The 11,823-nt window shown below is 60.8% G+C and carries 12 protein-coding genes; 5 read left to right on the top strand and 7 right to left on the bottom strand.

What is annotated here, in order from left to right; translation table 11 throughout:
* Positions 1-14 precede the first annotated feature (14 nt).
* A complete protein-coding gene (gene poxB, locus PspCFBP13528_RS16540) occupies positions 15-1,739 on the top strand; it encodes a ubiquinone-dependent pyruvate dehydrogenase (RefSeq protein WP_137200746.1) in 1,725 nt (574 codons plus the stop codon).
* 51 nt (positions 1,740-1,790) lie between these two features.
* Here poxB and PspCFBP13528_RS16545 read toward each other — a convergent pair whose 3' ends face one another.
* On the bottom strand, positions 1,791-2,348 hold the full coding sequence (locus PspCFBP13528_RS16545; protein ID WP_065952429.1) for an NADPH-dependent FMN reductase: 558 nt from the start codon (positions 2,346-2,348) through the stop codon (positions 1,791-1,793).
* A 226-nt stretch (positions 2,349-2,574) separates the two neighbouring features.
* On the opposite strand from PspCFBP13528_RS16545, the gene PspCFBP13528_RS16550 reads away from it, so the two are divergent.
* Positions 2,575-2,811: a hypothetical protein gene (locus PspCFBP13528_RS16550; RefSeq protein ID WP_065952428.1), complete on the top strand. Its 237-nt coding sequence runs from the start codon at positions 2,575-2,577 to the stop codon at positions 2,809-2,811.
* Positions 2,812-2,860: 49 nt separating this feature from the next.
* On the opposite strand, the gene PspCFBP13528_RS16555 is transcribed toward PspCFBP13528_RS16550, so the two are convergent.
* Positions 2,861-3,199 (bottom strand): hypothetical protein, encoded by a 339-nt coding sequence (locus PspCFBP13528_RS16555; RefSeq protein ID WP_065952436.1) that lies wholly within the window; start codon positions 3,197-3,199, stop codon positions 2,861-2,863.
* 182 nt (positions 3,200-3,381) lie between these two features.
* Between PspCFBP13528_RS16555 and PspCFBP13528_RS16560 the strand changes: the two genes are divergently transcribed.
* Complete coding sequence (locus PspCFBP13528_RS16560; protein ID WP_137200748.1) at positions 3,382-4,290, top strand: LysR substrate-binding domain-containing protein; 909 nt, start codon at positions 3,382-3,384, stop codon at positions 4,288-4,290.
* Between the two features lie 8 nt (positions 4,291-4,298).
* Here the strand turns inward: PspCFBP13528_RS16560 and PspCFBP13528_RS16565 are convergent, their stop codons facing one another.
* From PspCFBP13528_RS16565 to PspCFBP13528_RS16585, 5 genes are all read right to left on the bottom strand, one after another.
* On the bottom strand, positions 4,299-4,880 hold the full coding sequence (locus PspCFBP13528_RS16565; RefSeq protein ID WP_065952426.1) for a GNAT family N-acetyltransferase: 582 nt from the start codon (positions 4,878-4,880) through the stop codon (positions 4,299-4,301).
* A gap of 8 nt (positions 4,881-4,888) precedes the next feature.
* On the bottom strand, positions 4,889-7,144 hold the full coding sequence (locus tag PspCFBP13528_RS16570) for an arginine/lysine/ornithine decarboxylase (RefSeq protein ID WP_065952425.1): 2,256 nt from the start codon (positions 7,142-7,144) through the stop codon (positions 4,889-4,891).
* A 244-nt stretch (positions 7,145-7,388) separates the two neighbouring features.
* Positions 7,389-8,129: a DNA polymerase III subunit epsilon gene (dnaQ, locus tag PspCFBP13528_RS16575; RefSeq protein ID WP_162515432.1), complete on the bottom strand. Its 741-nt coding sequence runs from the start codon at positions 8,127-8,129 to the stop codon at positions 7,389-7,391.
* Between the two features lie 67 nt (positions 8,130-8,196).
* Positions 8,197-8,649 (bottom strand): ribonuclease HI, encoded by a 453-nt coding sequence (rnhA, locus tag PspCFBP13528_RS16580; protein ID WP_057725161.1) that lies wholly within the window; start codon positions 8,647-8,649, stop codon positions 8,197-8,199.
* A gap of 30 nt (positions 8,650-8,679) precedes the next feature.
* Positions 8,680-9,438: a methyltransferase domain-containing protein gene (locus PspCFBP13528_RS16585; RefSeq protein WP_065952423.1), complete on the bottom strand. Its 759-nt coding sequence runs from the start codon at positions 9,436-9,438 to the stop codon at positions 8,680-8,682.
* Between the two features lie 65 nt (positions 9,439-9,503).
* On the opposite strand from PspCFBP13528_RS16585, the gene gloB reads away from it, so the two are divergent.
* Positions 9,504-10,271: a hydroxyacylglutathione hydrolase gene (gloB, locus tag PspCFBP13528_RS16590; protein ID WP_137200750.1), complete on the top strand. Its 768-nt coding sequence runs from the start codon at positions 9,504-9,506 to the stop codon at positions 10,269-10,271.
* Between the two features lie 98 nt (positions 10,272-10,369).
* Positions 10,370-11,770, top strand: a complete 1,401-nt coding sequence (locus PspCFBP13528_RS16595; RefSeq protein ID WP_065952421.1) for a transglycosylase SLT domain-containing protein — start codon at positions 10,370-10,372, stop codon at positions 11,768-11,770.
* The last annotated feature ends 53 nt before the right edge of the window (positions 11,771-11,823 follow it).

Genomic DNA, 11,823 nt, shown 5'->3' on the forward strand with positions numbered 1-11,823 from the left:
GATTGGAGTTCTTCATGGCGAAAATCAACCTGGCCCAGCAGTTGGCGACCACCCTTGAACAGGCGGGTATCAAGCGCATCTGGGGCCTGACCGGCGACAGCCTCAATGGCCTCACCGACGCCCTGCGCAGCATGGACAGCATCGAGTGGATGCATGTGCGCCACGAAGAAGTGGCCGCGTTCGCCGCCGGCGCCGAGGCCGCCGCCACCGGTGAGTTGACGGTATGTGCCGGCAGTTGCGGACCGGGCAACCTGCATCTGATCAATGGCCTGTTCGACTGCCATCGCAACCATGTGCCGGTACTGGCGATTGCTGCGCAGATTCCGTCCTCGGAGATCGGCCTGAATTATTTTCAGGAAACCCACCCTCAGGAGCTGTTCAAGGAATGCAGCCACTTTATCGAGCTGGTGAGCAACCCCGAGCAGATGCCCCACGTGCTGCATCGGGCCATGCGTTCGGCGATCCTCAATCGGGGCGTGGCGGTGGTGGTGATTCCGGGAGACGTGTCGCTGCTGGAGGTGGAAGACAAGCTCAAGCCGTGGCCGGCGCTGCATGCTCCGCGCACATTGCCGGCCGAGGCCGACCTGCAGCGCTTGAGCGATATGCTCCAGAGCAGCGAGAAAGTCACGCTGCTGTGCGGCAGCGGTTGCGCCGGTGCCCATGACCAGGTGGTGGCGTTGGCCGACGCCCTCGGCGCGCCGGTGGTGCACGCGCTGCGCGGCAAGGAACATGTGGAGTGGGATAACCCGTTCGATGTGGGCATGACCGGCCTGATCGGTTTCAGCTCCGGTTACCACGCGATGCTCGACTGCGACACGCTGGTCATGCTCGGCACCGATTTCCCTTACCGTCAGTTCTACCCGACCGATGCCAGGATTATTCAGGTTGACCGCGACCCGCAGGCCCTGGGCCGACGTACGACGCTGGACCTGGGCATCGCCGCCGATGTCAGTGAGACCCTCTGCGCGTTGCTGCCGCGCCTGACGCGCAAGACCGATCGCAGCTTCCTTGAAACCTCCCTGAAGCATTATGAGAAAGCGCGCCAGGGCCTGGATGACCTCGCGCAACCGTCCAAGGCGGATCGACCGATCCATCCCCAATACGTGGCACGCCTGCTTAGCGAACTGGCCGATGATGATGCGATCTTCACCGCCGATGTCGGTTCACCGACCGTATGGGCCGCGCGCTACCTGAAGATGAACGGCAAGCGCCGCCTGATCGGCTCGTTCAACCATGGCTCCATGGCCAACGCCATGCCCCAGGCCATCGGCGCGCAGGCGGCGTTCCCGGGTCGGCAGGTGATCTCGATGTCGGGCGACGGCGGTTTCACCATGTTGATGGGGGATTTCATTTCGCTGGCGCAATTGAACCTCCCCGTCAAAGTGATCGTGTTCAACAACGCGTCACTGGGTTTCGTCGCAATGGAGATGAAGGCCGCAGGCTACCTGGACACGAGCACCGAGTTGAAAAACCCGGATTTCGCGGCCATGTCCAATGCCATGGGTATCCTGGGGATTCGCGTGGAGCAATCCGAGGACCTTGAGCCGGCCCTGCGCCGCGCGCTGGCCCACAACGGCCCGGTGCTGGTGGATGTGGTCACGGCAACCCAGGAGTTGGTGATGCCGCCGACGATCAAACTCGAACAGGCCAAGGGGTTCAGCCTGTACATGCTCAAAGCGGTGATGAGCGGGCGTGGCGATGAAGTGATCGAACTGGCGCGCACCAACTGGCTGCGCTGATCCAACGGCGGGAGGGGCAGCCCCCTCCCGCATTCGGACTCATTGTTCAATTCAGCCCTGTTGTTTCTCGACCCATTGGCCGAAGGCATCAATAAATGCCTGCAGGAACGGCCTGGTCTTTTCCGACAGCTTGCCGGCCTCATCGAACACACTGCCCGCTCCGCCCAGGTAGGCTTCGGGCTGTTGCATGCACCACACATCAAGAAACACCAGGGACTGGCGCAGGTGATGGTTGGCACCAAAGCCACCAATGGCGCCCGGCGATACGCTGATGATCGCTCCGGGCTTGCCGCTCCAGGCACTCTGCCCATATGGGCGCGACCCGACATCGATGGCATTCTTCAACGGCGCCGGCACGGAACGGTTGTATTCGGGCGTTACGAACAGCACCGCGTCGGATGAACTCACCTGTTGACGGAAAGTGCTGTAGGCTTGCGGCGCGCCTGGTCCGTCTATGTCCTCGTTGTAGAGCGGCAAATCGCCAATTTCAACAATACTCAGTTTCAGATTGGCAGGCGCCAGCTCGGCCAGGGCCAAGGCGACCTTGCGGTTGATCGAGTCTTTTCTCAAGCTGCCAACCAGGACGGCAATCGTGTAGACCTTGCTCATTGAGGTTTCCCGACGTCTGACTAAAGGAGCCTGTAGTTATAAAGATTTCACAGCGCGCGCACCAGCGGGTTTTGAGAATGCCGCATAAGTTGGCGCGCAATCACATGCGTGGGAAACGTCTGAAATTTTAAACGAATAGTATTTTTTTCTTATAGGTAAACTACCCCGCTCCCTGACGGTCTACAGAACCGCAAATCGAGTGTTTATCTCCAGAGGTTCTAAACAGATGGCAGCAGTACTAGTCGGACAGTTTCATGCCAGAGACGCAGAAGGCCGCGTATATTCGGTGCATGAGTTCCAGGAATCCGAACCGGCGCAAGGCGACCTGGCGGGCTCGGCGCCTGCCGTCACCTACAAGCTGGCCATTGGTGACCGGGTGGAGAAGCTGGAGGGTGATGAGTTCAGATTGATTCAATCGGGCACGATCCTCGTACGCGAATCGAAGAACACCCTCGCCTCATAAGATTCAGCCTTCACCACCTGCCCAGTCCAGGCGACTGGGCTGGGGATGCTCACGGGCTGCGGATTTGCGTCACTTCGATGCCCTGCTCGCCTTGCTTGAGCGTCACCACCACCTGCCCTCTTTCCCCCTCCACCGCATACATCGAGCGCGTATAGCCCGCCCGGTCATAAGCGGGATAGGCCTGCACCTGCCTGATCAACGTGATACCGAGCACCGCGCCCACCTGCTCGCCGACCCGTTCCTGGGAGCGAATAAACGCTTCAAGTGCGAGGTCCTCCGGTGTGTGTTCGGCGTGATTATTGAAGAAGTAAGCCGCCATGCATCCCACGGTCACCAGGACCAGCAGTTGCTTGGCCGTTACCCCGAAGAGTGTCGAGGGTAGAGGCATTTGAGACCAGACCTGTTTTTGTTGTAAGTACCGGGTCACCGGCATTGGTCGTTGCTGATCAGACACAGCATTCTAGTAGGGTCATGGCGCAACGCCATAGGCCGGGGCGACGCGCGCAGTCTTTTTTGCGCACAAAGCCCTGCGCCATTGAATCCCCAACGCGCTGCACATAGACTCCGGCCATGCGTTTACGTCATATCGAAGTGATTCAGGCCATCTTGCAGACCGGGCACCTCGGCACGGCCGCCGAGTGGTTGCAACTTCCCGTGGGCGAGGTGGACGCCACCCTCAAGGATGCCGAGCTGCAGCTGGGCTTCATGCTGTTTGCCAGTGTACGCGGGCGCCTGCAAGCCACCCGTGAAACCCTGGAGTTGCAGACGCAAATCGCGCCCCTGTACGAAGCGCTGGAGCCGATACAGCGTCTGGCCAGCCGCTTGAAACACCATCACGCGCCGACCTTGCGCGTGCTGTGCACCCCGCCGCTGGCAAGCCAGTTGTTGCCACACAGCATCGCCCTGCTGCGCCGACGGTTCCAGGACACGCCGTGCAACCTGTCGAGCCAGCCGACCCGGGAAATCGTCCGCAGCCTGTTGCTGCATGAAACCGACGTGGGCCTGAGCCTCCACAATCCGGAGCACCCGCACATTCAAAGCAGCGTACTGGCCCAAGGCAAACTCCAGTTGCTCGCCCCCCATGGCTGGCTCAAACCCAGGCAGAAGTACATCGCGCTGCAGGACCTGGCGGGACAGTCGATGATTGGTCTGGAGGGCCAGGACCCATTGAGCCGCCTGCTGGACGCCAAGCTGCAAGCCTTGCGCCCGCTGCCGGTGGTGCAGACGCGGGTGCAGACGTACCAGATGATGCGCAGCATGGTCGAAGCGGGCGAAGGCCTGGCGGTTGTCGACCCGTTCACCGCCTTCGGCGCTCGGGACGCGGGGCTGGATGTGTGCCCGATTTCACCACCGATCAGTGTCAAGCTGTATGCGCTGACCCTGCACGACGGGGCCGCGTCACCGGCCCTGAGCGCGTTGCTGGAGATTGTCACGCAAAAGGCCGACAACCTGCTGACCACCGAGATGAAACCGCAGTAGATGCGGCCTCAGATCGAGCTGACTTCGGTCTTGAACAGCCGATACCAGAAAATCGCCACTTCACGGGTTTGCGGGTCAATCCCGCGATAGCGCAGTTGATCGATTCCCCCCATTACATACCCGCTACGTTCATACAGGCGGCAGGCACCCAGGTTGTTGTTCTGGGTTTCGAGCATCATGCCCGGCAGGTTTTTCTTGCGTGCCCAGAATTGCGCCACATCCAACAGCGCCTTGGCAACACCGTGACGCCGCGCAGGCAGCGCCACCGCCAACTCGTCAACGTGGGCAAAACCGTTCCAGTTGGTACTGACCACGACGTGTCCGACGGCGCGATCATCCAGGTAGGCCATGAAGATTGCACTGTCGGGCGCGTTGCGAAAGCTGGCGAATTCTTCCGGGTCGATGCCGTAGCACTTGCGGTACGGCAGGATGCGTTCCACCGGCCACTGATCGACTCGTTTGTCCATCTGCGGCACGCCATAGGCACTGACCTCGAAACTGAAGTCATTGCCCCATACATAAGCATCGAAGCCTTCATCGGCGACTCGCACACTGAGCCCTGGATACTTCGGGTTCATGACAGCTTGCATAACGTTCCTTAACCTTTGATGCAATCGACGGTGTAACAACGACCACTGCCGTCATCTTCATGTTGCAGCCCATGCACATCAGCGACAAAGCCGGGAAAACTGCTGTCGAACGTGCGGGCGAACGCCAGGTAATCGATGATCGACCGCGTTGACTCGGTAAAGCGCTCGCCCGGCATGATCAACGGGATACCCGGCGGATAGGGCACCAGCATCACGGCTGCGATGCGTCCTGGCAAGGCATCGATGGACACCGCCTCCACTTCGCCCCTGACCAGCTGGTCGTAGGCGTCGGCCGGCTTCATCGCGATCTGCGGCAACACCGTGTACATGCGCTTGAGATGCCTGGCCGTCGCATTGCTGCGATAACAACTGTGCAACTGGTTGCACAGATCGCGCAACCCCAGGCCTTGATAACGGACCGGGCCCTGGGCATATACCGAAGGCAGGCAACTGGCCAGGCTGGCATTCGCATCATAGCTGCGCTTGAATTCCAGCAACTCGGTGAGCAAGGTACTCCATTTGCCTTTGGTGATGCCCATCGAAAACAACACCAGGAAAGAATACAGCCCGGTCTTCTCCACCACCAGGCCGCGCTCCCAGAGGAACTTGCTGACCACGGCGGCCGGAATCCCGCAATCGCTCAAGGCGCCACCGGCGTTGAGGCCGGGCATCACCAGCGTGACCTTGATCGGGTCCAGCAGCACATAATCTTCAGCCACATCGCCAAAACCATGCCAGTCGTCCTGGGGGTGCAGCAGCCAGTCGGCCGTGGCGACCCGATCGATACCGGCCACCGAGGGTGGCTGCCAGATGGAAAACCACCAATCATCGGCGGCGATATGCTGACGCAGATTGGCCAGTGCACGGCGGAAACTCAGGGCCTCGTCGAACATTTCCTGCAACAGCGAGCGTCCCGCCGGGCCTTCCATCATCGCCGACGCTACGTCCAGCGAGGCGATGATGCTGTATTGCGGCGACGTGGAGATATGCATCATGAACGCTTCGTTGAAACGGTCGCGGTCCAGCTGCCGCGCACCGCCATCCTGCACATGGATCATCGATGCCTGACTGAAGGCCGCCAGCAACTTGTGGGTGGAGTGCGTGGTGAACACCAGCGGGCTGTCCGGTGTCCGCAACGTGCCCATGCCATAGCGTCCGGCGAAAAACTCGTGGAACGCCGCGTAGGCATACCAGGCCTCATCGAAGTGCAGCACCTCTACGCTGTTGCCCAACTGCTGCTTGATCAGTTCGGCGTTGTAGCACAGGCCGTCGTAGGTGGAATTGGTCACCACCGCCAGCTTGACCTTCGCCGGGCGGCCACGGGTCAGCGGGCTGGCAGCGATCTTGGCGCGGATCGATTCGGGGCTGAATTCACTCAAGGGAATGGGGCCGATGATGCCCAGTTCGTTGCGTTCCGGGCACAGGTACAACGGGATCGCGCCGGTCATGATGATCGAATGCAGCACTGACTTGTGGCAATTGCGATCCACCAATACCAGATCGTCGCGGCCCACCATGGAGTGCCAGACAATTTTGTTGGCGGTGGAGGTGCCGTTGATCACGAAGAACGTATGGTCGGCGCCGAAGTTGCGGGCGGCGCGGGCTTCGGCTTCGGCCAGCGGCCCGGTGTGATCGAGCAACGAGCCCAGTTCGGGGACGGAAACGGACAGGTCAGAACGCAAGGTGTTCTCGCCGAAGAACTGATGAAACGCCTGCCCTACCGGGCTTTTGCGATACGCCACACCACCGCCATGGCCCGGGGTATGCCAGGAGTAATTGGAGTCGGCGGTGTGTTGCACCAGGGCCTTGAAGAACGGCGGCAACAGGCCATCGAGGTAGGCTCGCGCAGCGCGGGCGACCTGGCGCGCCAGAAACGGTACGGTGTCTTCGAACAGATACAGAATGCCGCGCAGCTGGTTGAGTTCGCTCATGGCGTCAGCCGGGGCGTTTTCCAGGGTGACTTGTTCGCCCAGGGCGAAGATCGGCAGGCTGGGCGCCCTCACCCGCGCCAGGCGGATCAGCTCGACCATGTTTTGCAGCAAGTGGGTGTTTTCCCCGGCGCCTTCTGCGGCAATCAGCATACACGCAAGGCCATGGTGGGTGGACGCCACCAATCGCCCTTCGGCGTAATCCACCGCAGAAAAGATACTGAAGCCCTCCTGCTCCAACTCCCTGGCAATGCCTCGAACCCGGTCACCGGCAACGGTGTCAGCCTTGATGTCACGGTGCACGATAAGGACGGGAAACTTCAGGTCTTTGTACATGAGCGCTCCTACTCCTGAGGGCTTGCACTCAGGGTAGAAGCTGGAAGCGAATGTGGCGAATGAAGATTTCGAAAACGAGGGAAGTAAACGGTGGGAGGGGTATGAGCGCAGATCCCCTGTGGGAGGGGGCTTGCCCCCGATAGCGGTGGGTCAACCAACATCAATGTCTGCTGGGCCGACGCCTTCGCGGGCAAGTCGAATCGTCGCACCGCCCCTCCCACAGTTTTACCGCGATGAACCAGGATTACTGTTGCGTCAGCTGAGTCCACAGCGCCGGCGCGCCGGCCGCCTTGGCAATCGCTTCCAGCCGCGCGGCATGCTCGGCCAGATCCTGCTCGCTGGCACGGATGACAGGCGTGGGCCTGCGGTCAGCCGGCAGGCGACGGATCTCCGAGGGACGATTGCCCGAGCCTTCCGCCGAACCGCTGCCATCGGTTGCATTACCGGCCAGCGACAGGCTGGTCTGGCCACCGGTCATGGTCAGGTAAACGTCAGCCAGGATCTCGGAGTCGAGCAAGGCGCCGTGCAGTTCACGCCCGGAGTTGTCGACGCCATAACGCTTGCACAAGGCATCAAGGCTGTTGCGTTGGCCGGGGTGACGCTCGCGGGCCATCATCAAGGTGTCGAGGATCGAGCAGTGCCGGGAAATATCCGCTCGGTCCATCTGCCCCATCAAGGCAAATTCATTATTGATGAAGCCGACGTCGAACGCCGCGTTATGGATGATCAGTTGGGCGCCGTTGATGAACTCGAAAAACTCATCGGCCACTTCGGCAAAGCGCGGCTTGCCCTTGAGGAATTCGTCGGTGATGCCGTGGACGCCGATCGCGCCTTCGTCACTGTCGCGGTCCGGTTGCAGGTAGACGTGGAAGTGACGACCGGTCAGGCGGCGCCCCATCAGTTCGACGCAACCGATTTCGATGATCCGGTGACCATCGGTCACCGGCATGCCGGTGGTTTCGGTATCGAGTACAACGGATCGGATGGCCATCAGGGTTCAGCTCTCAACGGTGTGTAGATCAAAGGGCGCGATGTTAACACGTCAGCCGGCATCAGCTCTGCTTGTAGCCGCGCACTTCATCCACGCCACGGTTGGCCAGTTGGTCGGCGCGCTCGTTGCCTGGATGGCCGATATGCCCGCGCACCCATTTCCAGGTGATGTCATGGCGATTGCACTGCTCATCGAGCAATTGCCACAGGTCGGCATTCTTGACCGGCTCCTTGGACGCCGTCTTCCAACCGCGCTTCTTCCAGTTGACCATCCACTCGTTGATGCCCTTCATCACATATTGCGAGTCGGTCACCAGCAGGACGTTGCAGCGCCGCTTGAGCTCTTCAAGGCCGCGAATGGCGCCCATCAGTTCCATACGGTTGTTGGTGGTATTGGCTTCGCCGCCCCACAACTCCTTCTCCACACCCTTGCACACCAGCAACGCGCCCCACCCGCCGGGGCCGGGGTTGCCCTTGCAGGCGCCATCGGTGAAGAGCTCTACACTATCGGTCATCGGTTATTCGGCCTGAATCAAAAAGAGGTTTTACGGTTGGCGTTGTTCGCGGTTGACCTTGGCCAGCGGCATCGGTACCAGCTTGCCGAGCGGTTCGCGGCGCACTTGCTGCACCGGCCGCAGCCCGACCGCGATCTTGCGCGCCACCAATAAATAGAAGCCGCCACCCGACAGTTGCCAGGCCCCGGCACGGCGTTCCCAGCCGGCGAGGCGGCCCTGCCACTTGGCGGACGCAAGCGGCGGACGATAGCACCCGAAGCGGCGTTTCTCCAGCGCGAAGCCCAGCAGGTTCAACCAGTCGCCCACCCGTGAAGGCGCGATGCAACGCGCCTGGCGCAGACCGTCCTGGGCGAACACGTGGCGCAGGCCCCAGCTGCTCCAGGGGTTGATGCCAACAATCAGCAAATGGCCACCCGGGCGCACGCTGCTCGCGGCTTCGCGCAACAAACCGTGGGGAGACAGGCAGAAATCAAGGCCGTGCTGCAACACCACCACATCGGCGGCGTGTTCGCTCAATGGCCAGGCCTGCTCCTCGCAGACGATTTCCACGCCCGGCAACGGCGCCCCCAGGCGTACATTGCGTTGTACCTGCGGTGCGCACGGCGGCGGCTCGGCCGAGGGGCCGTAATGCACCAGATAGCCACCAAAGAATCGGCCCAGCTCGTCGTCGAGCATGCGCCGTTCTTCATCCAGCAGAAACTGCCCCAGCGGCCCGGACAGCCATTCGCGGGCGGCACCGATCAGAGCCAGCCACTCAGGATCGGCCTGGGCGAACGCTTTATCAGTCATTGCATTCTCCAATTCGCCTAGACGTTCTAAGATGCACCAATGTGTTCAGCTTGGCGAATCGAAGAATGATACAGATCAGTGCCCTGCCCGCCTTCACCGATAACTACATCTGGTTGTTACAGGATGAGCGAAGCCAACGTTGCGCCGTGGTCGATCCCGGTGACGCCGCGCCGGTAATCGCGTGGCTTGAGCAGAACCCGGCCTGGGTACTCAGCGACATCCTGGTCACTCACCATCACCATGATCATGTCGGTGGTGTCGAGCAACTCAAAAAGCTGACCGGCGCCAACGTCTACGGCCCTGCGAACGAAAACATCCCGGCACGGGACGTCGACTTGCAGGACAACGACCGCATCACCGTGCTTGGCTGGGACTTCGTCGTGTACGCAGTGCCCGGCCACACCCTCGGCCATATCGCGTATTACCATCAAGGCGTGCTGTTGTGCGGCGACACGCTGTTTGCTGCCGGTTGCGGTCGGCTGTTCGAAGGCACGCCGCAGCAGATGCATACCTCACTCGAGCGCCTGGCCGCCCTGCCCGCCGACACCCTGGTGTACTGCACCCACGAATACACACAAAGTAACCTCAAGTTTGCCCAAGCCGTGGAACCGCACAACACCGACATCGCGCAAAGGGTGGCGCAAGTCGCCCAATTGCGCGCGCGCGGCGAAATGACGCTGCCGTCCAACCTGGCGCTTGAAAAACGTACTAATCCTTTTCTGCGCACCTCTGAAACATCCGTTAAACAAAAAGCGGACGAACGGAATGGACGCAACAACCGCTCTGGGGCCGAGGTGTTTGCTAGCTTGAGGGCCTGGAAAGATAAGTTCTAAGCGGAAGCGATCTGATACGAAATTTCTGAATGGTTGACCGGAACCAAAGCGCTTTCTAGAATCGCCCGACATTTTTGCCCGGAACTTACTTCCAGCCAATGTCGTCATCTATTCGTAATTCCATTTCTTCAGACGCATTGACCCGCCTGGCTCAAGCCGTGGCGGTGGCTGTCTCCGCAACTCTGGCGGGCTGCCAATCGACCAATTACGCTGCACAATCCACCGTGCAACCCAAACCCAATCTTGCTGCCAAGATCAAGCAAAAACCTATCTGGCTCTCAGAGAAGCCCAGCCCCGAAGTGCCCCAGGATGTCTGGGAACGCATGCGTCGGGGCTTTCAATTGCAGGATGGCGTCGGCGTCAACCCACGCATCGAACAACAGCGCCTGTGGTTTGCGAGCAACCCGTCCTTCCTGGAAAACGCCGGGGAACGCGGCAGCCTCTACATTCATTACATCGTCGAGCGCCTTGAAGAGCGCAACATGCCCCTGGAACTGGCGCTGCTGCCGGTGATTGAAAGTGCCTACAACCCAATGGCCTATTCGCGCAGCGATGCGGTCGGTTTGTGGCAATTCATTCCCTCCACCGGGCGCTACTTCAACCTGCGTCAGACCCGCGCGTACGATGGCCGCCGCGATATCACCGCCTCCACTACCGCCGCCCTGGATTACCTGACCCGCCTGCATGACATGTTCAACGGCGACTGGCTGCTGGCCCTGGCGGCCTACAATGCGGGTGAAGGTACGGTCAGCCGGGCCATCGAGCGCAACGAGAAGCTCGGCCTGCCGACGGACTACTGGAACCTGCCCCTGCCCCAGGAAACCAAGGACTACGTGCCCAAATTCCTGGCGCTGTCCCAAGTGGTGCTGGCGCCTGAGGCCTACGGCGTCAACCTGAACCCGATCGCCAACACGCCGTATTTCGAAGTGGTTGAAGTCAAGCAAAGCATGGACCTGTCCCGGGTCGCTGCGCTGGCGGAAATCGATGAAGACGAGCTGTTCCAGCTCAACCCGGCCCTGAAACAACGCACCACCCTGGATGGGCCCCAGCATCTGCTGGTGCCCACCTCCAAGGCGCAACTGCTCACCAGCACCCTGTCGACGATGAAGCCCGAAGAGTTGTTGAGCATGCGCCCGAAGAAGCCGGTGTTCGACGAAGTCGAGACCAAGGCGGTTGCCGGGCGTACCCGCAGCTACAAGGTGCGCACCGGCGACAATCTCACGCTTATTGCCAAGGCCAACAAGGTCGATGTGCATGACCTGCAGCGCTGGAACAAGCTCAACGGCCAGGCGCTCAAGGTCGGCCAGACCCTGGTGATGCAGGACACGCGTAAAGCCGCTGCAACAAAGCCGGTGCAGTACAAGGTCAAGAAAGGCGACTCGCTGTACATGGTCGCCAAGCGCTTCAATGTCGAGATGCAACACCTCAAGCGCTGGAACCCGCGTACCGGCCAGGCGTTGAAGCCCGGCCAGATGCTGGTGGTTTCGGGGCCGCGCTGAGGCCTCAGAAACACTGGGGAACTCATGTGGGAGGGGGCTTGCCCCCGATTGCG

The sequence above is a fragment of the Pseudomonas sp. CFBP13528 genome (assembly GCF_005233615.1).
GTDB classification, from domain to species: Bacteria; Pseudomonadota; Gammaproteobacteria; order Pseudomonadales; family Pseudomonadaceae; genus Aquipseudomonas; species Aquipseudomonas fluorescens_AM.

Coding starts and splice junctions, on each gene's coding strand:
- poxB (WP_137200746.1), top strand. CDS start 15: ATGGCGAAAATCAACCTGGCCCAGCAGTTGGCGACCACCCTTGAACAG.
- PspCFBP13528_RS16545 (WP_065952429.1), bottom strand. CDS start 2,348: ATGAGCAAGGTCTACACGATTGCCGTCCTGGTTGGCAGCTTGAGAAAA.
- PspCFBP13528_RS16550 (WP_065952428.1), top strand. CDS start 2,575: ATGGCAGCAGTACTAGTCGGACAGTTTCATGCCAGAGACGCAGAAGGC.
- PspCFBP13528_RS16555 (WP_065952436.1), bottom strand. CDS start 3,199: ATGCCTCTACCCTCGACACTCTTCGGGGTAACGGCCAAGCAACTGCTG.
- PspCFBP13528_RS16560 (WP_137200748.1), top strand. CDS start 3,382: ATGCGTTTACGTCATATCGAAGTGATTCAGGCCATCTTGCAGACCGGG.
- PspCFBP13528_RS16565 (WP_065952426.1), bottom strand. CDS start 4,880: ATGCAAGCTGTCATGAACCCGAAGTATCCAGGGCTCAGTGTGCGAGTC.
- PspCFBP13528_RS16570 (WP_065952425.1), bottom strand. CDS start 7,144: ATGTACAAAGACCTGAAGTTTCCCGTCCTTATCGTGCACCGTGACATC.
- rnhA (WP_057725161.1), bottom strand. CDS start 8,649: ATGACCGATAGTGTAGAGCTCTTCACCGATGGCGCCTGCAAGGGCAAC.
- PspCFBP13528_RS16585 (WP_065952423.1), bottom strand. CDS start 9,438: ATGACTGATAAAGCGTTCGCCCAGGCCGATCCTGAGTGGCTGGCTCTG.
- gloB (WP_137200750.1), top strand. CDS start 9,504: ATGATACAGATCAGTGCCCTGCCCGCCTTCACCGATAACTACATCTGG.
- PspCFBP13528_RS16595 (WP_065952421.1), top strand. CDS start 10,370: ATGTCGTCATCTATTCGTAATTCCATTTCTTCAGACGCATTGACCCGC.